The 22,722-nt window shown below is 44.0% G+C and carries 19 protein-coding genes; 5 read left to right on the forward strand and 14 right to left on the reverse strand.

The features are described 5' to 3' along the window. Positions 1-463: 463 nt before the first annotated feature. Positions 464-2,044: a lipoxygenase family protein gene (locus IM485_RS17550; RefSeq protein WP_238142101.1), complete on the forward strand. Its 1,581-nt coding sequence runs from the start codon at positions 464-466 to the stop codon at positions 2,042-2,044. 341 nt (positions 2,045-2,385) lie between these two features. On the opposite strand, the gene rpsJ is transcribed toward IM485_RS17550, so the two are convergent. The 5 genes from rpsJ to rpsL all read right to left on the reverse strand — a co-directional run bounded on the left by rpsJ (position 2,386) and on the right by rpsL (position 7,407). Then, positions 2,386-2,703, reverse strand: a complete 318-nt coding sequence (gene rpsJ, locus IM485_RS17555) for a 30S ribosomal protein S10 (protein ID WP_002800099.1) — start codon at positions 2,701-2,703, stop codon at positions 2,386-2,388. Between the two features lie 92 nt (positions 2,704-2,795). Beyond that, positions 2,796-4,025, reverse strand: coding sequence for an elongation factor Tu (tuf, locus tag IM485_RS17560; RefSeq protein ID WP_287744662.1), 1,230 nt, complete (start codon positions 4,023-4,025; stop codon positions 2,796-2,798). 153 nt (positions 4,026-4,178) lie between these two features. Beyond that, complete coding sequence (gene fusA / locus IM485_RS17565; RefSeq protein ID WP_104398122.1) at positions 4,179-6,254, reverse strand: elongation factor G; 2,076 nt, start codon at positions 6,252-6,254, stop codon at positions 4,179-4,181. A gap of 143 nt (positions 6,255-6,397) precedes the next feature. Further along, positions 6,398-6,868 (reverse strand): 30S ribosomal protein S7, encoded by a 471-nt coding sequence (rpsG, locus tag IM485_RS17570; RefSeq protein WP_002758831.1) that lies wholly within the window; start codon positions 6,866-6,868, stop codon positions 6,398-6,400. Between the two features lie 155 nt (positions 6,869-7,023). After that, positions 7,024-7,407, reverse strand: a complete 384-nt coding sequence (gene rpsL, locus IM485_RS17575) for a 30S ribosomal protein S12 (protein WP_104398123.1) — start codon at positions 7,405-7,407, stop codon at positions 7,024-7,026. A 422-nt stretch (positions 7,408-7,829) separates the two neighbouring features. On the opposite strand from rpsL, the gene IM485_RS17580 reads away from it, so the two are divergent. From IM485_RS17580 to IM485_RS17590, 3 genes are all read left to right on the forward strand, one after another. After that, positions 7,830-8,165, forward strand: a complete 336-nt coding sequence (locus tag IM485_RS17580) for a type II toxin-antitoxin system RelE/ParE family toxin (RefSeq protein WP_002800095.1) — start codon at positions 7,830-7,832, stop codon at positions 8,163-8,165. Then, on the forward strand, positions 8,158-9,315 hold the full coding sequence (locus tag IM485_RS17585; protein ID WP_104398124.1) for a HigA family addiction module antitoxin: 1,158 nt from the start codon (positions 8,158-8,160) through the stop codon (positions 9,313-9,315). Before IM485_RS17580 ends, IM485_RS17585 begins: the two co-directional genes overlap by 8 nt. Positions 9,316-9,423: 108 nt before the next feature. After that, on the forward strand, positions 9,424-10,620 hold the full coding sequence (locus IM485_RS17590; protein ID WP_104398125.1) for a DNA double-strand break repair nuclease NurA: 1,197 nt from the start codon (positions 9,424-9,426) through the stop codon (positions 10,618-10,620). Positions 10,621-10,807: 187 nt separating this feature from the next. On the opposite strand, the gene IM485_RS17595 is transcribed toward IM485_RS17590, so the two are convergent. Both IM485_RS17595 and metG read right to left on the reverse strand, forming a co-directional pair. After that, entirely contained in the window at positions 10,808-11,413 is a 606-nt protein-coding gene (locus IM485_RS17595; protein ID WP_002743578.1) for a LabA-like NYN domain-containing protein, read from the reverse strand. A gap of 100 nt (positions 11,414-11,513) precedes the next feature. Then, complete coding sequence (gene metG, locus IM485_RS17600; protein ID WP_287744668.1) at positions 11,514-13,127, reverse strand: methionine--tRNA ligase; 1,614 nt, start codon at positions 13,125-13,127, stop codon at positions 11,514-11,516. A gap of 156 nt (positions 13,128-13,283) precedes the next feature. Here metG and IM485_RS17605 point away from each other — a divergent pair, with 156 nt between their 5' ends. Further along, positions 13,284-14,000 (forward strand): lysophospholipid acyltransferase family protein, encoded by a 717-nt coding sequence (locus IM485_RS17605; protein ID WP_104398127.1) that lies wholly within the window; start codon positions 13,284-13,286, stop codon positions 13,998-14,000. Between the two features lie 637 nt (positions 14,001-14,637). Here IM485_RS17605 and IM485_RS17610 read toward each other — a convergent pair. The 7 genes from IM485_RS17610 to IM485_RS17640 form a co-directional block, all read right to left on the reverse strand. After that, the gene (locus IM485_RS17610; protein WP_287744672.1) at positions 14,638-16,368 is read right to left on the reverse strand and encodes an Rqc2 family fibronectin-binding protein; all 1,731 of its coding nucleotides are present in this window, start codon (positions 16,366-16,368) and stop codon (positions 14,638-14,640) included. A 416-nt stretch (positions 16,369-16,784) separates the two neighbouring features. After that, on the reverse strand, positions 16,785-17,459 hold the full coding sequence (locus tag IM485_RS17615) for a DevA family ABC transporter ATP-binding protein (protein ID WP_104398129.1): 675 nt from the start codon (positions 17,457-17,459) through the stop codon (positions 16,785-16,787). 48 nt (positions 17,460-17,507) lie between these two features. After that, the gene (gene devC, locus IM485_RS17620) at positions 17,508-18,686 is read right to left on the reverse strand and encodes an ABC transporter permease DevC (RefSeq protein ID WP_104398130.1); all 1,179 of its coding nucleotides are present in this window, start codon (positions 18,684-18,686) and stop codon (positions 17,508-17,510) included. Between the two features lie 217 nt (positions 18,687-18,903). Continuing rightward, positions 18,904-20,208, reverse strand: a complete 1,305-nt coding sequence (locus tag IM485_RS17625) for an ABC exporter membrane fusion protein (protein ID WP_104398131.1) — start codon at positions 20,206-20,208, stop codon at positions 18,904-18,906. Positions 20,209-20,229: 21 nt separating this feature from the next. After that, positions 20,230-21,027, reverse strand: coding sequence for an SDR family NAD(P)-dependent oxidoreductase (locus IM485_RS17630; protein ID WP_104398132.1), 798 nt, complete (start codon positions 21,025-21,027; stop codon positions 20,230-20,232). A 186-nt stretch (positions 21,028-21,213) separates the two neighbouring features. Further along, entirely contained in the window at positions 21,214-21,705 is a 492-nt protein-coding gene (locus IM485_RS17635; RefSeq protein ID WP_238142102.1) for a hypothetical protein, read from the reverse strand. Further along, on the reverse strand, positions 21,692-22,702 hold the full coding sequence (locus IM485_RS17640; RefSeq protein WP_287744677.1) for an alpha/beta fold hydrolase: 1,011 nt from the start codon (positions 22,700-22,702) through the stop codon (positions 21,692-21,694). The genes IM485_RS17635 and IM485_RS17640 overlap by 14 nt, the downstream gene beginning before the upstream one ends. Positions 22,703-22,722 lie beyond the last annotated feature (20 nt).

Genomic DNA, 22,722 nt, shown 5'->3' on the forward strand with positions numbered 1-22,722 from the left:
GTCTCATCAATTTTTTGATAATTGACCACTGTTACATTTGGTAAATCGAGGAGTTGATCAAAATTTATCCACATAACCCACCTCCTGTTCTGTGTTACTATTATACCATGCTCACACAGAACCTAGAAGAGCCAATCTCCCCAACCTCAAACCAGTAACTTTGCACCTCATAGGTGCGAGAATTAATATATTAAGTTTTGCAAACAGAGGCAATATTTCGGGAATCTAACCCAGTTATAACTGTATATAATAGATGGCACTATATCTAGCCAGTAATTTACCTCAAAAGACCCTTTTGTTGGAGGTAATTCCTTACCTTGACTAGCCTATTAGTGCCAGGAAAAAGACCAAAATTTTTAAGTTCTAATTTTTTAGACAAGGAGTTACTTTGCTGACACCATCGCTCCCAAAAAATGATTCTGATCCAGTCAAAAGACAAGATCTATTAAGACGACAAAAACAAGTGTACATTTATGATTCCGTTAATGGTATCACCCTCGTCAAAGATTTACCTACCCACGAAAACTTTTCTATTTCCTATCAAGTAATGCGGGGTAAAGGTTTCAGTGCTTTAATTGCCAATGGCGTAGCCACGAGAATAGAAAATGTCTTTGATCCCTTCGACAAATTAGAAGATTACGAAGAACTTTTTCCTATCCTTCCCAAACCCACAAGCATTAAAACTTGGCAATCTAACACAGGTTTTGCCTACCAAAGATTAGCGGGAGCAAATCCCATGGTAATTCGCGGGATTAGCAGCTTACCAAATAATTTCCCCGTCAGCGATACTATCTTCCAAAAAGCCATGGGACCGGATAAAACCATTGCCTCGGAAGCCGCTAAGGGTAACTTATTTCTAGCAGATTATGCACCCCTAAACAACCTAACTTTAGGCAGTTATCAACGGGGGATGAAAGCTGTGACAGCACCTCTTGTCCTTTTCTGTTGGCGTGCTAGAGGTTTACGCGGTCAAGGGGGATTAGTACCAGTTGCCATTCAATTGTATCAAGATCCGACCCAACCTAATCAGCGCATCTATACCCCCGATGACGGACTTAATTGGTTAATGGCGAAGATTTTCGTGCAAATTGCCGACGGAAACCACCATGAATTAGTTAGTCACCTCAGCCATACCCATTTAGTAGCGGAAGCTTTTGTTTTAGCCACAGCTACCGAGTTAGCACTCAATCATCCTCTGGCAATTCTATTAAGACCTCATTTTCAATTTACCCTCGCCATTAATAGTTTAGCCGAGAGCGAGTTAATTAACCCCGGCGGATTTGTTGATCGTCTATTAGCGGGGACGCTAGAAGCATCGATCGAGCTAATTAAGAGTTCCTATCGTCAAAGATTAGATAATTTCGCCGATTATGCCCTACCAAAGGAATTAGCATTGCGCCAAGTCCAGGATACCTCGCTACTACCAGATTACCCCTACCGAGACGATGCTCTCTTACTTTGGCAAGCAACGGAAACCTACGTCAAAGATTACCTAAGTCTTTACTATACTTCCGACGCGGATGTAAACGGGGATACAGAATTACAAGCTTGGGCGCGAAAATTGATGTCACCTGAAGGTGGAGGCATCAAAAAATTAGTTTTTGACGGACAATTAGACACTTTAGCCAAATTAGTCGAAGTTGTCACCCAGATAATTTTTGTGGCCGGACCACAACACGCGGCGGTTAATTATCCTCAATACGATTATCTCGCCTTTTGCCCGAATATTCCCCTAGCGGGTTATCAATCCCCTCCCAAAGCAGCTGAAGAGGTGGATATAGATTATATTCTCCGTCTTTTGCCGCCCCAGGCCCAGGCCGCTTATCAATTGGAAATTATGCAGACTTTAACAGCTTTTCAATTTAACCGTTTTGGTTATCCATCCCGAAGTGCTTTCCCAGATCAACGCACTTACCCGATTTTGGCGGTTTTCCAAGCTAAATTAAAAGCGATCGAAAATCAGATCGATCGGCGCAATTTAACCCGATTTACGCCTTATATTTTCCTGAAACCCTCTCGCATCCCCAATAGTATCAATATTTAGGGTTTGCTGAAAAAGTTTTTCGTGGGGGCAGGGTGTGGGGTGTGGGGTTTTACCCATTTTCAGACGGTCAATTACCTAATTTTCAGGGAAAAAGTACCTGAATTTTCGCCCCGATCCCTCCAATGGCTGGCACTTTTTGAGGTCAAAAAAGTCTAAAAGTCTTAAGTACCAACAAGGTTTTTAGATTTATTCAGCCAACCCTATTTAAAGAGCAACCGCCACCTTGATGGGCTGCTGGGGTATCTAATAGCGATTCTCGTCCACAAAAACTAGACGAGAAACACCATAACAAAGAGTCTCTAAAAAAAAAGATGTTAGCGATAACATCTTTTTGGCATTTTTTACAATTTAACTTCAATATCAACCCCTGCGGGTAAATCTAATTTCATCAAAGCATCGATTGTCTTAGAAGAGGGTTGGTAAATATCAATAATGCGGCGATGGGTGCGGGTTTCAAAATGTTCACGGGAGTCCTTATCAACGTGAGGGGAACGCAGGACACAATAAATCTTTCTTTTTGTCGGTAGGGGAATCGGTCCGATCGCCGTGGCGTTAGTTCTATTGGCAGTATCGACAATCTTCTCACAGGAAGTATCGAGTAGGCGCCGGTCAAAAGCTTTCAAACGAATGCGAATTTTCTGTTGTTGTAACGTAGCCATAATTTCACCTATTGCAATTGTCAAGGTACAAAATAAAGACAGTAACGGAGCAGTTTTTTGTCATTAACTGCCCCATTAATTAGTAGATTAGCCTACTTAATAATTTTCGAGATAACGCCAGAACCGATGGTACGACCACCTTCGCGAATAGCGAAGCGCATACCCTCTTCAATCGCGATCGGGTTGATCAGTTCCACGGTCATTTTGATCCGGTCTCCCGGCATGACCATTTCTACGCTGCTGCCATCATCGGCGGTGTAGTCTTGGATAGTGCCAGTTACGTCGGTTGTCCGCACATAAAACTGAGGACGATAGTTTTTAAAGAAAGGAGTGTGACGACCACCCTCTTCTTTACTTAACACATACACCTCACCTTCAAACTGGGTGTGGGGTTTGATTGTACCCGGTTTAGCGATCACCATGCCGCGCTCGATGTCGGTTTTTTGGATACCACGCAGGAGGATACCAGCGTTGTCACCGGCCATCCCTTGGTCAAGACTTTTCTTGAACATTTCAATCCCGGTGACGGTGGTGGGGCGAGTTTCTCTGATCCCGACCAATTCCACGTTATCACCCACTTTCACAATACCGCGTTCGATCCGACCGGTAGCCACCGTCCCCCGACCAGTAATCGAGAATACGTCTTCTACCGCCATCAGGAAGGGTTTATCGATATCCCGTTCAGGGGTGGGGATATAGCTATCTACCGCTTCCATTAATTCATAAATTGCGTCCACCCACTCGTTATCACCTTTTTGGGCCTTGGGATTTTTGGTCATGTAGTCGAGGGCTTCTTTCGCAGAACCGGCAATAATGGGGATATCGTCGCCAGCGAAGTCGTAACTGGTGAGAAGTTCGCGCACTTCCAGTTCTACCAGTTCCAGTAACTCCTCATCGTCCACCATATCTTTTTTGTTGAGGAAGACCACCAGGTTAGGAACCCCCACCTGACGAGCCAGCAGGATATGTTCCCGGGTTTGGGGCATCGGGCCATCAGCGGCCGAGACCACGAGAATACCACCGTCCATCTGTGCCGCACCGGTGATCATGTTTTTTACATAGTCCGCGTGGCCGGGGCAGTCCACGTGTGCATAGTGGCGATCAGCGGTTTCGTACTCAACGTGAGCGGTGTTGATGGTGATCCCGCGAGCCTTTTCTTCGGGAGCGGCATCGATTTCATCGTATTTTTTAGCTTGGGCATTACCCAGAGCCGCTAGGGTCATCGTGATGGCGGCGGTGAGGGTAGTTTTGCCGTGGTCAACGTGACCGATCGTACCGATGTTAACGTGGGGTTTCGTCCGTTCAAATTTAGCGCGTGCCATTTACTTTCTGTTCCTTTGTTTTTTTTTCTTCTTCAGGTGGGTGAACATTAATCAGTCACCGGAGATCAGTTTTAAGTTAGCAGTTATTAGGGTTGACCGATCAAATTTAAATGATCGGTTTATTCCCACTGCTCACTGCTCACCGGTCACTGATTAGCCGTTCCCTTTACTTTTGGTGATAATCGCCTCGGCCACGTTGCGGGGGACTTCTTCGTAATGGCTAAATTCCATGGTGAAGATGCCCCGTCCTTGGGTTTTGGAGCGAATATCAGTGGCGTAACCAAACATTTCCGCTAGGGGAACTTTAGCGGACACTTTGGCGATGCCGGCCTCGGTTTCTTGACCTTCGATTTGTCCCCGACGGGAGTTAAGATCACCGATGACGTTACCGATGAAGTCTTCGGGTACTTCCACCTCCACCTTCATCATCGGTTCTAGGAGAACGGGGGTAGCTTTCATCACCGCTTCTTTGATCGCCATGGAACCGGCAATCTTAAAGGCCATCTCGGAGGAGTCCACATCGTGGAAAGAACCATCTACTAGGGTTGCTTTCAGGTCGATGACGGGATAACCCGCGACGATCCCCGATTCGCAAGCTTCTTTCATCCCCTGTTCTGACGGGTTGATGTATTCTTTGGGGATAGCACCACCGACAATTTTGGAGACGAAGACAAAGCCAGATCCCGGTTCACCCGGTTCCAGTTCGATGACGACGTGGCCGTACTGTCCTTTACCGCCACTTTGACGGATAAATTTACCCTCGGCCCGTACAGGTTTGCGGACGGTTTCCCGATAGGCAACTTGGGGAGCGCCCACCGTTGCTTCGACTTTGTATTCCCGGAGCATTCGATCAACGAGAATTTCCAGGTGCAGTTCTCCCATTCCGGCGATTACCGTTTGATTGGTTTCGGGATCAACTTTGACCCGGAAGGTGGGATCCTCATCGGAAAGAGCTTGCAGAGCTTTGCTGAGTTTCTCGATGTCCTGTTTGGTTTTCGGTTCCACCGCCACAGAGATCACCGGTTCGGGGATAAAGAGGGATTCTAGGATAACTGGGTTTTTCTCATCACAGAGGGTATCCCCGGTAATGGTGTTTTTCAGTCCGATCGCCGCCCCTAGATCACCGGCGCGCAGTTCATCCACTTCGATCCGTTCGTTGGATTTGAGGACGATCAGGCGAGCGATCCGTTCTTTGGTTCCTTTGGTGGAATTGTAGGCGTAGCTGCCTTTGGCTAGTACACCGGAATAGACCCGCAGGAAGGTTAAACGACCGAAGGGATCGGCCATGATTTTGAAGGCGAGAGCAGAGAAGGGAGCATCGTCCTTAGCTTCCCGGATTGTCTCGCTGCCATCGGGAAGAATCCCTTTAACGGCGGCTACTTCCGAGGGCGAGGGTAGGTAATCTACCACGGCATCGAGGAGCAGTTGTACCCCTTTGTTTTTGAAAGCCGAGCCGCAGAGGACGGGAACAATTGTACCAGCGATTGTCCCTTCCCTGAGACCGCGTTTGATTTCGGCTTCGGTGAGTTCTTCACCTTCTAGATATTTTTCTAGGAGTTCTTCATCGGCTTCCGCTACAGCCTCCACCAGCTGTACGCGGAATTCTTCGGCCTTTTTCAATAAGTCTTCGGGAATGTCGGTTTCTTCTATGTCTTTGCCCAGATCGTCCTTATATATATAGGCGCGCATCTTGACGAGATCGATGATCCCGCTCAGTTCGCTTTCTGCGCCGATCGGCATTTGGATGGGAACGGCGTTAGCTCTAAGGCGATCTCTTAATTGTTCGTAAACTTTGAAGAAGTTCGCTCCCGTTCTGTCCATCTTGTTGATAAAGGCAATCCGGGGTACTTTGTACCGATCGGCTTGTCTCCAGACGGTTTCCGATTGGGGTTGTACACCACCAACAGAGCAGAAAACCGCCACCACGCCATCGAGTACCCGCATGGAACGTTCCACTTCAATGGTGAAATCGACGTGACCGGGGGTGTCAATGATGTTGATGCGATGATCTTGCCAACTGGTACTGATGGCGGCGGCGGTGATGGTGATTCCTCGCTCCCGTTCCTGTTCCATCCAGTCGGTAATTGCCGTTCCGTCGTGGACTTCGCCCAGTTTATGGGCGACTCCCGTGTAGAACAGGATTCTTTCTGTTGTCGTTGTTTTGCCCGCGTCTATGTGAGCGGCGATTCCGATGTTTCGCACTCTCTCTAGCGGGATAGTCCGTGCCACAGCAACCTCCTTGCTTTGCTTGCCAGTGATGGGATTTTGTTCTAGGATTTTTTACACTATTTACAATTCTATACTTTTCTTGACAGTTTTTTGGCGGCAGCGGTGCAGTCCACCGCCCTTAAAGTATCTTTAAAGTATCTTTCTTAGTAACGATAGTGGGCAAAGGCTTTGTTTGCCTCTGCCATCCGGTGGGTTTCTTCCCGTTTTTTGATTGTGCCGCCGGTTTCATTGGCTGCATCCATGATCTCGTTGGCTAGTTTACCAGCCATGGTTTTGCCGCCTCTGGTTCTGGCATAATGGACTAACCAACGTAGTGCCAATGTACTACCGCGATTGCTGCGTACTTCCATCGGGACTTGATAGGTGGCTCCACCGACCCGGCGGGCTTTCACTTCCACTAGGGGGGTGGCGTTTTTAACGGCTTTTTCAAATACTTCTAGGGGTTCTTGGCCGGTACGTTCGCCGACGGTTTTCAGGGCATCGTAAACGATATTAGCGGCTAGGGATTTTTTGCCCGAGCGCATGATCCGGCGGATGGTCATGCTGACTAAACAGCTATTGTAAACGGGATCGGGGGGAATAGGACGTTTTTTGACGTTTTTACGGCGAGACATCGGAATATTCCTGAATTTTCTAGGTTAACTTTAACTTTTGCTTGACAGTCGGATGATTACAGCCCATCTCAAACCCTCTCCTGCGAGTTTTCAGTCTCTTGGGTTAACTTTGACCGACTCGGTGGGAGTATTTTTTTGGTTAATCAATTCCCTGTTTATTTAGCGGCGGGTTTGGGGCGTTTGGTTCCGTACTTGGACCGCGCCTTTTGACGGTTTTTCACCCCGGTGGCATCGAGGGTGCCGCGAATGATGTGATATCTGACTCCGGGTAGATCTTTGACCCGACCGCCGCGAATGAGGACGACCGAGTGTTCTTGCAGGTTATGACCGATGCCCGGGATGTAGGCTGTCACCTCAAATCCAGAGGTTAAACGTACCCTAGCCACTTTCCGTAGGGCTGAGTTGGGTTTTTTCGGTGTGGTGGTATATACTCTTGTACAAACTCCCCGACGTTGGGGGCATTGTTTGAGGGCGGGAGATTTGGTTTTTCTTTTCGCTTTGAATCTTTCGTCGCGTATTAATTGCTGAATGGTGGGCATGATAGGGCTGTATCTAAGGTTACTCTGAACTCCTATTACCGAAGGTCAAATCGTTGACAAAAGGTCATTATAGCAAATTGTTGCTGTTGTTGTCAAGTCCGCGATTGTGCTTTTCTTCGGTTTAGATGTTAGAGATTGTCTTTTTCTTGGGCGGATGCGGCACTCAATTCGGGCGTTATTAGGCGATAAAATTACAGCTTCGTTGTTTTGGCTTGATAGTGCGATTTTAGCGATAATTATCACCTGATTAATCGGCTAATATCTGAAAAACTGTCTCTAGCTAACCTCATTTTCAGAACTGGTGTCTAGACTATTAGCTCTTAACGATATATTTAGAGCGTTTGTACTGGATGCAACCCAGGTGTGCTGCCATAAAATATTGTTAACCTTTGAGGTTAACAATATTACAAGGGTCATCTACAATGGATATTGTATTTAAGGAAAAAAAATTTGAGAACGAATGCAATAGCCAAAGACTACTGAAAAAACAGTATGGAGAGAAGATGGCTAAGAAAATCAGGCAAAGACTCGACGACTTAAAAGCAGTTATTGTCCTGGAGGAAATGCGATCGCTGCCGGGACGTTGCCACGAATTGTTACATAACCGTGCTGGACAACTATCTCTAGATTTAGTTCATCCTCTCAGACTAATTTTTGAGCCAGCTAATATACCGATTCCTCAAAAAGCAGACGGGGGAATTGATTGGAAGAAAGTAACCGCAGTCGTAATTATTGGCATAGATGACACCCATGACTAATACTATTGAGAACAGATATGCACCGGATTTTATTTCTCCACCGGGAGAAACCCTTGCCGAAATCCTAGAAGAAAGAAATATGTCTCAATCGGAACTCGCCCAACGCATGGGCAGACCAAAAAAGACTATCAATGAGATAATAAAAGGTAAAGCGGAGATTACTATCGATACCGCCTTACAGATACAGTTAGTGTTAGGAACTCCCGCCAGTTTCTGGATAGAGCGCGAAAGACTTTATCGGGAATATTTAGCGAGAAAAAATGAGAATCAAAGATTAAAAGGTTATTTAGGATGGTTAAAACAAATTCCTTATCGCCAGATGACTGAATTAGGCTGGCTCAAGTTTGATGAGGATAAAATAGAGCAATTACGAGAGAGCTTGAATTTTTTTGCCGTTGTCTCCCCTGAGCAATGGGAGGAGATTTGGGGGATAAATTTATCGATTGATTTTAGAAAGTCTCAGGCATTTGATAGCGATCGAGGGGCAATAACAGCATGGTTACGTCAAGGAGAAATAGAAGCATCGAAAATTAATTGTGCTGATTACAACGAGTTGAAATTCAGAGATGCCTTGCGACAAATTCGTTCGTTAACTATTAAGTCTATCGAGGTATTTCAACCGCAAATGATCGAGCTTTGTGCGGCAGCGGGGGTTGCCTTAGCCTTTGTCCCTGAACTTCCGAAAACAATGGTACACGGTGCTACCCGTTGGTTAGGTTCTCACAGAGCTTTAATTCAATTGAGCGATCGATACAAAACAAATGATCATTTTTGGTTTTCTTTTTTTCATGAAGCTGGTCATATTTTATTACATGGGAAACGAACTTTATTTTTAGAGGGGCAAGATATTCAAGATACAATTAAAGAAAAAGAGGCGGATGTTTTTGCGGCTAATTTCTTAATTGCTCCCAGAGATTGGCAGAGATTTATCGCCAATAATTCTCTGAATAGAAAAGCTATTAATCAATTTGCCGAACAACTAGGAATACACCCTGGTATTATTGTTGGTAGAATGCAACATGAGCAAATTACTTCTTATCAAAACTATAATGATCTTAAGGAGAAATATTGTCTAAATACGCAGAATTCCTTTTTGGTATTGACGAGCGACTCCCCAAAAGGAAAACTTCCTATCTCACCATTAAGATAACTGCTGTAAGCGGAGATTACTAATGCTAAATTTGGCAATAATTGACAAATTTAGCATTAGAGACAGGAAATTGCGATAAAATCAAAAAAAGTCAGGGAGAGGATAGTTATGCTGGATCTTGCGAAATTAGCGGCAAAAATGCCGGGGATCAGTCAACATTTTCAACAGGAAGTGACAGCTAGTCGCGAGCGAGTGCAAAGGGCTAAAATTCTTTTAGAACAGGCTCAACAGCAACAGGAAAAACTGCTAGAACTCTATCATAACTGGCACGATCGCCTAATTTTCTCTGTCGCGCTACCGATCGAACCTCTCGACACCCGCGTTACTATCCTTCCCGCTCCCGAAAGTCATAGCGTTTTTGCCACGGATGGTTCCCAAATTGCCCCTTCTCACCACGAAATCGCCTACTGTTATCTAATTAATATCGGTAGGATCATGTTGCACTATGGCCAAAATTTGCACCCGCTCCTCGATAGCATTCCCGAAGTCTATTACAAATCAGAAGACCTCTACATTTCTAAACAGTGGGGTATTCGCGTCGATGAGTGGATGAGTTATCGTCGGACGGTATTAGAAAGCCAAATGTTAGCGGAAATGGCTACTCGTTGGGTAAAACCCCCCGGCGCCCATTATGAACCAAATTTAGCCCTTGTGGATGGTTCTTTGATCTATTGGTTTATCGATAGTCTCCCCCCGGAAGCAAAAGATTTAATTTTGCCACCGATTTTTCAGTCTTGGGACGATTTGCGATCGGCTAAAATCCCGCTTATAGGTTATATTAGTGCTTCTCGTAGCACGGAAAGCTTAAATTTCCTGCGTTTACAATCTTGTCCCCATGATACTCCCAATTGCTTGATCAATTGCGGTGATTTAGACCCAGAAAAAACCCCTTGTCGCGTTGTCGATCCTCTCCGGGATGCTTCTCTCTGGGGTTATTTATTGGAACCAGGGCAAAGAAGTCCTTTTTGGCGCAGTTCTTTGAAAATACTCGATCTTTATGGGGATGAACATCGCATTTACTTCTGTTATCTCCATGTGGGGACGGAAATCGCTAGGGTAGAGGTTCCTGCTTGGGTGGTGGAGGAGGGAGCATTACTCGATCGCTCTTTGAGTATTTTACTGGCCCAGGTGTTAAAAGGTTATGGTTATCCGATCGCCTTAGCGGAAGCGCACAATTTAGCGGTGATTAAAGGTGGCGATCGCTTGCGTTTTTTTGCCCTTTTGGAACAACAGATGATTAAAGTCGGTTTACAGGATGTGGGAACATCTTATAAGGAAGCGAGAAAACGCAGTAGTATTGCTTGATAGTAAATCTGTTGAGTATAGGCTACATATCAGGACAGGCAAAAGGCAATAGGTAAGAGGCAAAAGATGGAATAAATAATCAGTCTTTAATAACCGGATTTAGTATCACTGATAACTGATAACTGATCACTGATCACTGAAAAAGGTGGGAATTACCCACCTTAAACTTGATTTTTGCTGAATTTTTCTAGCGACTGCTACGATCTTGGTCTAAGACGCTGACGGGGAAATTATTATAACTAACGTGATGTTTGCTGGTTTTTTGAATTTCTTCTTTAATTTGATCTAGATCAACATAGCGATCGGCTACATTAATTAAACTATCACTGGTCATCGATCGCAAACTAACCACTTCCACTCGCGCACCGCGGTAACTGACGGAATCGGCAGCATAGGCTAAATCCCCATCACCACTGACAATTACTGCGGTATCATAGGAACCCACTAGCGCCATTAAATCCACGGCGATTTCCACGTCGAGATTGGCTTTTTTGGAACCATCGGGCAATTGTACTAAATCTTTAGCGATGACTCGATAACCGTTGCGACGCATCCAGAGGAGAAATCCCTGCTGTTTTTCGTTAGTGCGATCAACTCCAGTATAAAAGAAGGCACGCAAGAGACGAGAACCAGCAGTTAAACGACAAAGTAATTTGGTGTAGTCAATTTCGATACCTAATTGCAGAGCCGCATAAAATAAATTAGAACCATCGATGAAAATCGCCACACGACCGCGATTTTCTAGCACTTGTTCGGGGGTGAAGACTGGGGCCGTGTCATAATCATCAAACATTTTATTTTTCCTCGTTTGTTAAAAGTTTAGTGTTGGGTGTTTGCCAGTTGTGTCCCAAAGGACAACAGACCTTAAAAAATAGAGTTATCAAAAAATTCCCTTAGGAATCGTTTAACGGCAGTTCTAGTTTAGAAAAGATCGGTTCAGGTGTTCCTAGTTGTGGATTTGTGGGTAATCCCCATTGACAGTGTTGGGAAAAAGAGACACCATCAGGGAAGTTTTCCCCATCCTCCGACCTGAAAGTATTAAAATCAATAACAAAACCTAGTTGTTGATAAATTTTACTGCTCAAGGTCGGTATTATCGGTGAGAGTAGGTAGGCAGAGAGTCTTACTGATTCCAAAACTGCGTAGAGGACTTGTTCTACTGCTGCCTGTTGTTTCTGTTTAAATAAACTCCAGGGCGCACTCTCATCGATAAACTTGTTACTAGCGCGAATTAACGCCAATATTTCCTCACAGGCTTGATTAAATTGTAGCGCATCATACTTCTGTTCAACAATGACCCCTAGATTGATCCCCATATTCTTAAGACGATTATCGTTGGGGATATCTACGCCAGTCAACTGGGGAGGGATATTTTGGCAGTATTTTTTAACCATGCCTAGGGTGCGATTGAGGAGGTTGCCTAAATCGTTGGCTAAATCCGCGTTAAGAATATTAACAAATCTGGTTTCCTGAAAATCGCCATCCTGTCCTAATTCAATCTCTTTGACGAAATAGTAACGGACGGCATCGGCCCCATAGCGCTCAACCAAATCGAAGGGATCGAGGGTATTACCGAGACTTTTGCCCATTTTCCGCCCGTCTTTGGTCAAAAAGCCATGGCCGAACACTCTTTTGGGCAAGGGTAAACCCGCCGACATTAGCATAGCCGGCCAATAAATGGCATGGAATCTTAATATATCTTTACCGATCAGATGCAGATCGATCGGCCACCATTTGGCCAAGGCATTTTCTAGGGTGGGTTCGTCTTCGGGGTCGAGAAGGGCGGTAACATAGCCAAGAAGGGCATCAAACCAAACGTAGATGGTATGCTGACCATCGTGGGGAATGGGAAACCCCCAAGCCACATTAACCCTAGAAATGGAGAAGTCCTGTAGTCCCTGGTTGACGAAGTTGAGAACCTCATTACGTCGGCTTTCCGGTTGAATAAAATCGGGTTGCTCTCGGTAAAGTTGTTCTAGTTGTGCTTGGTATTTAGAGAGACGGAAAAAATAGTTTTCCTCGTCACGCCATTCGGCGGCTAGGTTAGTATGAATGGGACAACAGCCATTATCTAACAGTTCTCTTTTTTCCTTAAATTCTTCACAGGCGACGCAATACCAACCCTGTTGGCGATCGAGATAGATATCGCCTTTTTCCCAGACTCTTTCAAAAAATTCGTTAACAATTGCCTGATGACGGGGGGCAGTGGTCCGACTAAAGCGATCATACTGGATGTGTAGCTTTGCCCAGAGATTGGCAAAACTGGTGGCAATGCGATCGCAGTGTTCCTGGGGATTGAGTCCTTTGGCTGCCGCGGTTCGTTCGATTTTCTGTCCGTGTTCGTCGGTTCCTGTAATTAGGAGGACAGAATTGCCCTGTAACCGCTGCCATCGTGCCATAACATCCGCTACGATCGTTGTGTAGGCACTACCGATGTGAGGGATATCGTTGACATAATAAAGGGGTGTTGTTAAAGCAAATGTTTTTCGCTCATTCAAATCATTCATGAAATTTATTTTTTTAAATAGACAAGGCTGCCCCAGTGGCGTTCTATAGATGATTGGGACATAATCCCTTATATTTTATGATCCTCTAATTCTGTTTTATCCTTTAGTTGTAGTCTAAGTCAATAAAAACAATCTTAAGGCCGATTTTTTTTTCCCATGACGCTGCTTACCCCCCTATCTACCTCTCGTTTAATTCTTGATACCACACGCACGAGTCTGTTTACTGTCGGTCAAGAAAATCTACCCAGCCAAGGAGTGGCGATCGTGGTAAGTAACCATCGTAGCTTTTTAGATGCGCCGATTTTAATTCAAGCTTTGGGCAAAACTCTCCCGATCGCCTGTCATCACTACATGGGAAAAACGCCGCTTTTGCGGGAATTAATCGGAGAATTGGGCTGTTTTCCCTTTGATACCCCGGAAAAACGCCACCGGACTTTTTTTCGGCAAGCAACGGATTTTTTACAGTCTGGACGATGGATCGGTTTATTTCCAGAAGGTGGATCGCCGATGTTAAATTTGACTGCTCCTCGTCAAATTAGCCGTTTTCAAAGCGGATTTGCCCATTTAGCCCTGCGTTGTCCCGTGGAGAATCTATCGGTCTTACCTGTGGCTATTCTCTCCGAGTCGGAAACTGCTATTAGTCCTTTTCCCGTGCGTTTGCTGCGCTTATTAGATACCACGGAACCTTTATTCGATCAAGATGGTTGGCATCCCGTTGTATTTTATCATCGCGTCAAGGTGGCGATCGGTCGTCCCTACGGAATTACTGAAAGCGATCGCTCAGATTATCAAGGTAAACAAGGAAAAACAGCGATTAATCGTTTAATTGGTCATTGTCAGTCGGAAATTGGCGATTTATTGCTGAAGGGCTAAGTCAGGAGACAGGAGGCAGCCTTGAATCAGTTATCAGTTATCAGATGTGAGTTTTCAGTTCACTCAGCAATTCTAAATTTGCCCTGTAGCAAGGCTTTTGGGAGTTAGTTCGCATAATACGGGGTAAAATTCAATGGGATGGCGAATTTCATTTCACGAGTCTTCGGGCTTTTGACGTGATAGTACACCCAAAGTTGCCCCAAAAATCTCCCTTTAAAATGTTCTTTAGATCCCTAAAAGGCTTGCTGTGTCTAAAACTGAGAATTGCTGCAGTTCACTGATTACTGTTTACTGTTCATACTATAGCAGTTCTCACACCTGTCTGGCACAGTTTAACCTTTGCTGATTAAGCTTTTCAGCATTAATAATGTACCTTTTGCGAACAGGAAACGCTATAAATCTGGTTAATAAATATAAAATACCAGTGGTTGCTTCAATACTACCTAAATAGTCGGTTTTTTGTGTCTTTCACCAGACTATCGGCTGCTACCACTGGTTTGCTGTTGTTTGTTGTTGTAATCTGAGGAAATATAGTTCTTGCGTTCCCAAGCGCCTGAACTGCATTTGTCTCTCTAGCAAAAATTGTAACAGACAATACCCATTTTGTGTAAAAAAAAGTAAACAATTTGCTAAAAAATTATTTTTTGCGGTAATCCTCAACCCTCTGAGGACAGCCCCAGATTACCGTTTCCTGTTTGTAAACCACCATACCGGGCTTTGCGCCCTTGGGTTTATAGACGTATTTGGGACGGGTATAGACGACGGGAACCTGTTCACTATGGCGAGCGCGGCTATAATAAGCGGCGTAATCGGCGGCAAATTGCAGATCGGCGGCTTCTGGAACTGTACCGGGGGTTAAACGGAGTAAAACGTGACTACCCGCGATTTCTTGACTATGAAACCAGATATCGTAATCGCTGGCACTACGAAAAGTTAGCCGATCATTTTGACGGTTATTTCTGCCAATCCACAATTCTACTCCAGAGGGAGTAATAAAGCGCATGGGTTCGGATTCTTGATTATTCGTCCGATTACGCTGGTAATTGCTTTCTAGATACTTCTGTTGGATTAATTCTTCTTGTATCTCGTCTAAGGTCTGTAAATCTTCGCTGCTGCTATAATTTTCTAGTTGACTTAAACTCGATCGCACTTGTTCGAGATAATTAATTTCACTAACCACTTCCTCTAATAAAGGTTCCACCGCTAACCGCGCTCTTTTTAATTTCTGATGTTGTTTATAAAAATATTGGGCATTCTGTACGGGATTTCTTTCGGGATCAAGAGGAATAATTACAGGGTTTCCTGTCTGGAAATCCGCCAAAGTAATGCTAGTCATTCCCTGCTGTATTTGCTGCAGATTTGCCATTAATAAATCTCCCTGCTCTTTATAGCGATCAGCATGAGCAGATTCTGCTAGTCTTGTTTGAAATCCTGCGGCTTTAGTTTGCATTTTAGTCAGTAAAGATGTGATTTTTTGATTTAACTTTTGCTGTAGTTGTCGAAAACTTTCGTGATTAATTTGGTCGCTATAATAACGGTTTAATAATTCTTGGACATTTTTAGCCGCCGCCAGCATCTCCCCACCGATAACTGTATAACCTTCGCTTGTCCATCCCGGTTGAAAGGTTTTATTTTCAAGGATTTTTAACCATTCTTGCCAGGCCGAAAAGAGCTTTTCCCAATCATTAGTATCTAACTGATCCGTGTTTAATTTCGGGTTAATATTGGCTTTTTGCAACAGCGATCGAGCAATGACCGGACTAACACCACGATAGGTACTAACTAACTGTTTTTCGATAGTTTTAGGGATTAAACTAACCCTCGCTTGCCAACTGCTCAAGGATTCTTCTAAGCTGGGATTTGTTCCTAATAAAACGGGGGGTAGTTGATAGGTTTGTCCCGTTTGTACGGTGCGAACACTGGACTGGGTGGCATTGACTTGATGGGCAACGGTGACAATTTGATTGTCAGCCGTAGTTAAAATCACATTGCTATATTTACCCATAATTTCTATATACAAATGCCACAGTGCTGGATCATCGGGACGTTTGGCAAATTGCAGATCGATGACTCTTTCCCACGGGGCCACAAATGCTAATTTCGTCAGCGCAAAACCATTGAGTTGATGACGCAATTGATCGCTGAAAGTGAAGGTATCGGGGACTTTTGGCGGTGGATCACCAATATGCAGCCGCGCCCCTTGGGGATGCCAAGAAATAATTAACCATCCCTTGCGATCAAAGGTTCGTAAATAGAGGGCGATCGTTTGGCGATCAATTTGATACACTTGTTCTAGTCTGGCCGGCAGCCAAGGGGCGGCAATTTCGGCACAAGTGGCGCTGAGGGTGGTAAAGTCTAGGGATTGCATTTTCAGGATTCAGGAGATCTTCTCGATGCCAAAGTTGGCACCGCCAAGCATGAAAATATAATAGCTTCCCACTAAGTAGTCGTGCAAAATTAATTTCCTAGTCGAGATAGGAGATAGGAGACAGGAGACAGGAGACAGGAGACAGCTATCAGTTATCAGATTTGAGTTTTAAGTGAGCAGCATTGAATAGACGTTTCCTACTGTCTTTTCACTGATTAATGATTACTGTTTACTAATCACAGCAAAAAGCGTTCGTGTTAGTGAGCTTTTCGAACTACTGATCTCACGCCGAAGTCTGACGTCTTAGATATGTAATTAATTTTGCTTAGGTACTTAAGGCTAAAACAAAAAAATTGTTTCCTCAATTAAAAACGGATTTGGTCAGCTGCCCGCGCATTTAAATTGCTTGTTGATCATTAGCAACCGCACAAGCGTCCATCTTCCATGGAAACAATGCGATCAGCAATATCTAAAATCCGATTATCGTGGGTAACGAGTACAATAGTACGGCTCTGTTCTTTGGCTAAACGTTGCATCAAATTCACCACGTCTCGTCCCGTTTTACTATCGAGGGCGGCCGTTGGTTCATCGGCTAAAACTAATGGGGGATTACCGGCCAAAGCTCGCGCGATCGCTACCCTTTGTTTTTGTCCCCCGGATAAGCTATCTGGATAATAGTCGATCCGATGTCCTAAGCCGACTTCTTCTAATATCAAAGCAGCGCGTTCTTCTGTTTCCCGCCCGCCGAGATTTTCCTGAAGCTCGATCGACATTTGTACATTCTGTCTTGCGGTTAGAAAGGGTAACAAATTATGGGCTTGAAAAATATAACCAATTTGACGGCGGGTTTGGACTAATTGTTCTTCACTAGCCCCCCGTAATTCTTTTTCAAAATGCTGTAAGCTTCCTTCTTGAACAGAGCGTAGGCCACCGATTAAGGATAGTAAGGTTGTTTTTCCGGAACCAGAGGGGCCAGTTAAAATAACGATCTCTCCCTCTTTGATTTTTAAGTTGATCTGAAACAGAACTTGTTTTTTCAGCGTTCCTTGACCGAAATAGTGATTGAGGTTTTGAATATCAATAATGTCCATAGACAGCCTCTTTCCTTGAAATGAGGTGTGGATATCTGTTTCTTTCTTCTAAAAAATATCGGCTGGATCGGCATCTTGCAATTTTTTAACAGCAGTGGCTCCCGAAACGAAGGCCATGACTAAGGTTAAGATAAAGACAAAAACCGCTCGATCAAGCGACATATTGACAGGTAATAAGGTGGCATTTTTAGTAAACTCATATTGAATATTAGCGATCAAAAAACCTGGAATATATCCGAGAACAGCAATTAAAAAAGCCTGTTGTAAAACCATTGATAAGAGATAGCTATGACGATAGCCCATCGCTTTTAGGGTGGCGTATTCTGAAAGATGTTCCGAAACATTTGTATAGAGAATTTGATAGACAACGACAATTCCAACAATAATTCCCAGGATAACACCTAAATTAAAAATGAAACCAATCGCCGTACTACTTTGCCAATAATTCTTCTCAAATTGAATCAACTGTTGCTTTGATAAAACTTTAATATCATGAGGTAAATATGCTTGAATATCTTCGATAAATTTATTGACATTAGTTCCTGGTTTTAGACGAATTAAGCCAATATTAATTAATCCATAAGAACGGTTGCTAAAAATTCTTAAAAAATTCAAATGGCTCATGATTAAATTACCATCTGAACCAAAAGAAGTTCCCAGTTTAAATAAGCCAGCGACTTCTATTTTGCGGTTGTTACCCTTATTGCTAACCTCAGTAATAACCGATCCATTTTTTTTAAAATCAGCAACAATAGGACCAAATTCAGAGCGAGAATCTTGATCAAATAAAAGTTGATCGGGAAGTTTTAATAGATCCATATTTTCTGCGAGACCGGGTAAATCAAATGCCAAATGTTTAAGATCAAATCCAATCACGAATATATTACGCCAATAATTACGAGTTTCAGGGTTTTTCCACTGAGCAAAATCTAAATAAATCGGGCTGACAAAATCTACTTCTTCAAAAGCCAAGGTTTGGAGTAATCGCCGTTGAGGAAAACTTTCCATGCCAATTAGTGAAGTGGTACGAGGACTAATTAAAAAACAGTCCCCTTGTAGAGCTTGGTGAAGCCGAACAGCACTATCAAACAAAGCATCCCGAATCCCCAATTGCATAAAGACAATTACAACCGCAAAAATAACCCCCGATAGAGCCACCAGTAACCTGGTTTTTTGGTAGCGTAATTGCAACCAAGCTGTCGGTAACTTCCAGTGGAATATTTTCATCTTTTGCTCCTCCTAAAGATTCTAGATTTATCGCGGCTGACTTGTTGACAAATACTACTCCTTATTTGAGACTTCGACCTAACATTATCTCAAGGCTAAAAGTCTTTCTAGATAAGAAATTTAACTAAATAGATATTCATTTCATATATAGAACTATTTAGTTAGCGTACAACCTAAAAGCCAACTGTGATTGGGTTATAATTTTTCGATAGATCTTTTAAAGATTAGTTTTGTTCGTATCGATCACCACATTGACTTGTAAATTAGTCAAGTTAGCCACTTTCTTACTAGAAGATGGATCGAGACGAATTTTGACTTCCACCACTCGCGCATCTGCATCAGCAACTGGATCGGTACCCAAGACATCTTTTTTGCCAATTTGTAAGCCAATTTCAGCGACGGTTCCCCTTAGTTCCCCAATCAATCCATCGGTGGTAATTTTTGCCCGTTGTCCTAGTTTAACCCGACTCACATCGGTTTCGTAAACTTCGCTAGTGACATACATTTGACTGGTTTGACCGAGATCGAGGATGCCTTTATCACCAATTAATTCACCGGGCCAAGTATAAATTTTGAGAATTTGCCCCGCTTTGGGAGCTTTGACAAAAGCTAAATCTAAATCAGCTTTTGCTTTTTGGACAGCACTTTCAGCGGCGATTAATTGGGATTGAGCAACTTCAACATCTACGGGACGGACTTCCGCAACCGCATCTAAGGTCGCTTGATTTTCTTTGATTTTCTGATCTAGAGTTGCTACTGTGCGCTGAAGATTAGCTTTAGCTTCATCAATTCTTGCGGTTAGAGTGGTGACAATTCGATTTAAATTAGCGTTGGCTTCTCGCAGACTTTCTTGGCTAGTTTGAGCCATCAGACAGAAGCGATCGCGTTCTTGCTCTGAGACCGCACCTTCTTGGTATAGAGTGTGGTAACGCTGACAATCTTTTTGTGCATTGTGAAACTCAGCTTTAAGCCGCTCAATAGTAGCATCTTGAGCCATTTTCTCCCCTTGTAATTGAGCCGTTAAACTGGCAATAGTAGCTTTTTGGGTGATAATTTGCCCTTCTAATTCGGAGCGAGTCCCTTCAAATCTGGCATTTTGGGCAATAATATCCCCCTGTTTTGCGCCAGCTTTCACCTGAGTTAAAAGAGATTGAGCGATGCGAACTTCGTCCTGTGCTTGTTTTAGTGCTGCTTGGAGTCTATCCCGACTGTCGAGGATAGCCAAAACTTGTCCGGCTTCAACCTGCTCTCCCTGCTTTACCAACAGTTTATCAAGGCGAGACCCTTCCATAAAAGCAGCAGCAGAAATCTTGATTGTTTCTCCCGCCGGTTCTACATAGCCTAAAGCCGCCACGGCTTTCAGCTTTCTCGGAGTAGTGGAAGCGACAGCCGGGGATGTTGTTTTTAAAGATTGATAGCGCCAAATTGAATAAGTCGCTACAGCGCCACTTGCCATAGTCCCGATGGTGAGACAGGTAATAAGTAGCCAATTAGTTGGTTTGACAAAAAGCTGAGATTTCATAAGAAGCTTTACTCTCTTTAATTATCTGGTTTCATTGAGGTCTTTTCTTCTCGGTCGAGTTATTCGTTCCAAGATTTGCACGGTTATACTGCGTGGCATTAAGCGAGGAACGCTGTGAGCAAGCCAGTAATTTTTTAGTCCGGGAATGACATAATTGCGCCCGTCTTCAAGAGCTTTGAGAGCAACTGCTACCACCCGCTGAGGAGAGGTGGCACTCCCATCATCAAAGATCTTAACTAAAGACCGTGTTGCTGTCGGTCCAGGACAGAGTGCTAAAACCCTTAGTCCTCGATGGCGATACTCAGCCCAAAGCGCTTCACTCAAGGAGAGGACGAACGCCTTACTCGCTCCATAAACGGCCATGTAAGGCATGGGCTGAAAGGCTCCACTAGAGGATAAATTGATTACCGCTCCTTCCCCTTTAGCCAGCATTCCTGGGATAAATTTATGGGTTAAATCAACTAAATCCACTACGTTAACCATCACCTGTGCGTGATCTTGCTCAAGGGGAATTTGCTCGAAGGGCGCATAGTTAAGAAACCAGGCATTATTAACAAGTAAATCTACAGTAAGTGCCTTTTCCTCGACAGCGCTGAAAACGTCCTGAGCAGCATTTTCACGACTGAGATCGACAACAATTACTTCAGTGCGGACACCGTAAACTTGATAAAGATCGGTTGCTATTGTGCGTAGTTTTTCTTCGGTTCGTGCTACTAAAATGAGATTCATGCCACGTTTAGCAAGCTCGCGGGCGAATATCTCGCCAATCCCAGATGATGCTCCCGTGATTAATGCTGTTTTGCCGCGATAATTGAACATAAACTTTTGCCTTTAAATAAAAAGTTGAACGCCGCTGCTTAGACTGCGAAGTTATTACTAACAAAAATGTTATTGTTAGTCAAATCAAGTCCAGATGATAGTTTAGCAATCTGAATTTGAGCGATTCCGCCTACACCATCGACATCAAAGAATAAAGTGGCGTTAGCTCGGTTATAGATAAATCTATCAGCTGATAGCTACTGCAGAATAAAGGGAAACATAGGGTAAAGTTGACCCTGAAGGAGTCGGAGCTAAATCCGGCACTCCATCCCCAGCTAAGGCAGTAATCAGGGGGACAAAAGGAGTAGTACCTGAAGATATATTGTGCAAGACTTCCAGTTGAACTACGTCGGCAATACCATCAACACTGCCTACATTACCCAGTAAAGGATCGCCAATAATGGCATCAACGGGATTTCCTAATAAAATCTGGGTGTTTCCCTGAAGAATTGCGGTAAAATCTGGTAAATTATTTGGACTAAAGCCAAAGTTAGCACTAACGATAACTGTGTTGAAAAAATTATAGATCTGGCTCGAGCAATTAGAAATCCAATTGTTCCCTGAACCACAGTTTAAAGAAGATGCATTGGCGGGAGTGATTGCTCCTGGCAATAGGGAAACTGTTAAGCTTATAATGCTTGGAACAAGTGGCAGTATTTTAATTTTAGAGTTTTTCATTTATCTTCTCCTTGAGGTTAGTCTGTTGTAAGATTTTCCTGATTGCATCAACAACTAATTCAGGTTGATCAATATGAATATTATGACCACTGCTGTGAGCGATTTGTAAGCTTCCCGAAGTCGAAAGCTGGGAGGTTTCTGCCTGTAATTGCCGCCAGATAGACTTAGACACTTCTACATTTTGCCCGGAAAACATATTCAGTCCGTGAGAAATTACGACTAAGGGTAAGTGAGAGGGAAAGGAAGTTTTACTGACCAATGCAGCATCTTTTTTCATTAATGCGCTTTCGGCTAAGGCAGTATTAAAGCTTTGGGGTAGGAACTTTGCTAAAACAACAGATTGTACAGACGGGGGCAATTTTTGGACAAATTCGGGAGCGACATCACTGCCTTTGAGTTGAAGCAGGAGGCGCAAGATTCCCAGGCGAGAAATGATGGATAAACTGCGGAACATTTGCCGCGTTGCTGCCATATTTTTCCTAAATTCATTCCCCAGACGGCTATAGACATTTGCCGGTACCGCATCCACTAAAACCACTCCCACTACTTCTGAAGGATACTGGCTGGCAAACAGGCGCATATTCAACCCTCCCAAGGAATGACCCACCAGTAAATAAGGCCCGGCTATTCCCCCTTTTGTTAGTAGAGTGTGTAGTTCTTGAACCATAATCAGGCTGGTGCGAGGATGGGGACTGGGTTCACTCCAGCCGTAGCCAGCGCGGTCGTAAACACAGACAGAGGTGAACTTTGCCACTTCCGATTGAACCCAATGCCAGAGGGGAGATATTCCCCCTAGTCCATAATCCATCACCACAGTGGGACTACCTTGACTTTTACAGTGGAGATGCAAGCGATAACCCCCTACATCTATCAATTGACCAGGTGGTGGATACTTACTTAGGTCTTTAATTGTGGCAACTTGCTGGTAAACCAGTCCTAAAAGTACCAGTAGTGCCACCAAAGTAATAAGTATTCCGCCGAGTAGCCAAAATTTCATCTTTTTTCCCTATGATTCAT

Source organism: Microcystis sp. M169S2 (assembly GCF_020245865.1).
Lineage (GTDB): Bacteria > Cyanobacteriota > Cyanobacteriia > Cyanobacteriales > Microcystaceae > Microcystis > Microcystis ichthyoblabe_A.

What these genes read in the sequence shown, in the direction of transcription:
- rpsJ (WP_002800099.1), bottom strand. Translation starts at nt 2,703, where the DNA reads ATGGCTACGTTACAACAACAGAAAATTCGCATTCGTTTGAAAGCTTTT.
- IM485_RS17625 (WP_104398131.1), bottom strand. Translation starts at nt 20,208, where the DNA reads ATGAAATCTCAGCTTTTTGTCAAACCAACTAATTGGCTACTTATTACC.
- metG (WP_287744668.1), bottom strand. Translation starts at nt 13,127, where the DNA reads ATGAATGATTTGAATGAGCGAAAAACATTTGCTTTAACAACACCCCTT.
- IM485_RS17640 (WP_287744677.1), bottom strand. Translation starts at nt 22,702, where the DNA reads ATGAAATTTTGGCTACTCGGCGGAATACTTATTACTTTGGTGGCACTA.
- IM485_RS17585 (WP_104398124.1), top strand. Translation starts at nt 8,158, where the DNA reads ATGACTAATACTATTGAGAACAGATATGCACCGGATTTTATTTCTCCA.
- IM485_RS17635 (WP_238142102.1), bottom strand. Translation starts at nt 21,705, where the DNA reads ATGAAAAACTCTAAAATTAAAATACTGCCACTTGTTCCAAGCATTATA.
- tuf (WP_287744662.1), bottom strand. Translation starts at nt 4,025, where the DNA reads ATGGCACGCGCTAAATTTGAACGGACGAAACCCCACGTTAACATCGGT.
- IM485_RS17610 (WP_287744672.1), bottom strand. Translation starts at nt 16,368, where the DNA reads ATGCAATCCCTAGACTTTACCACCCTCAGCGCCACTTGTGCCGAAATT.
- IM485_RS17605 (WP_104398127.1), top strand. Translation starts at nt 13,284, where the DNA reads ATGACGCTGCTTACCCCCCTATCTACCTCTCGTTTAATTCTTGATACC.
- IM485_RS17595 (WP_002743578.1), bottom strand. Translation starts at nt 11,413, where the DNA reads ATGTTTGATGATTATGACACGGCCCCAGTCTTCACCCCCGAACAAGTG.
- IM485_RS17615 (WP_104398129.1), bottom strand. Translation starts at nt 17,459, where the DNA reads ATGGACATTATTGATATTCAAAACCTCAATCACTATTTCGGTCAAGGA.
- rpsG (WP_002758831.1), bottom strand. Translation starts at nt 6,868, where the DNA reads ATGTCTCGCCGTAAAAACGTCAAAAAACGTCCTATTCCCCCCGATCCC.
- IM485_RS17590 (WP_104398125.1), top strand. Translation starts at nt 9,424, where the DNA reads ATGCTGGATCTTGCGAAATTAGCGGCAAAAATGCCGGGGATCAGTCAA.
- rpsL (WP_104398123.1), bottom strand. Translation starts at nt 7,407, where the DNA reads ATGCCCACCATTCAGCAATTAATACGCGACGAAAGATTCAAAGCGAAA.
- devC (WP_104398130.1), bottom strand. Translation starts at nt 18,686, where the DNA reads ATGAAAATATTCCACTGGAAGTTACCGACAGCTTGGTTGCAATTACGC.
- IM485_RS17580 (WP_002800095.1), top strand. Translation starts at nt 7,830, where the DNA reads ATGGATATTGTATTTAAGGAAAAAAAATTTGAGAACGAATGCAATAGC.
- IM485_RS17630 (WP_104398132.1), bottom strand. Translation starts at nt 21,027, where the DNA reads ATGTTCAATTATCGCGGCAAAACAGCATTAATCACGGGAGCATCATCT.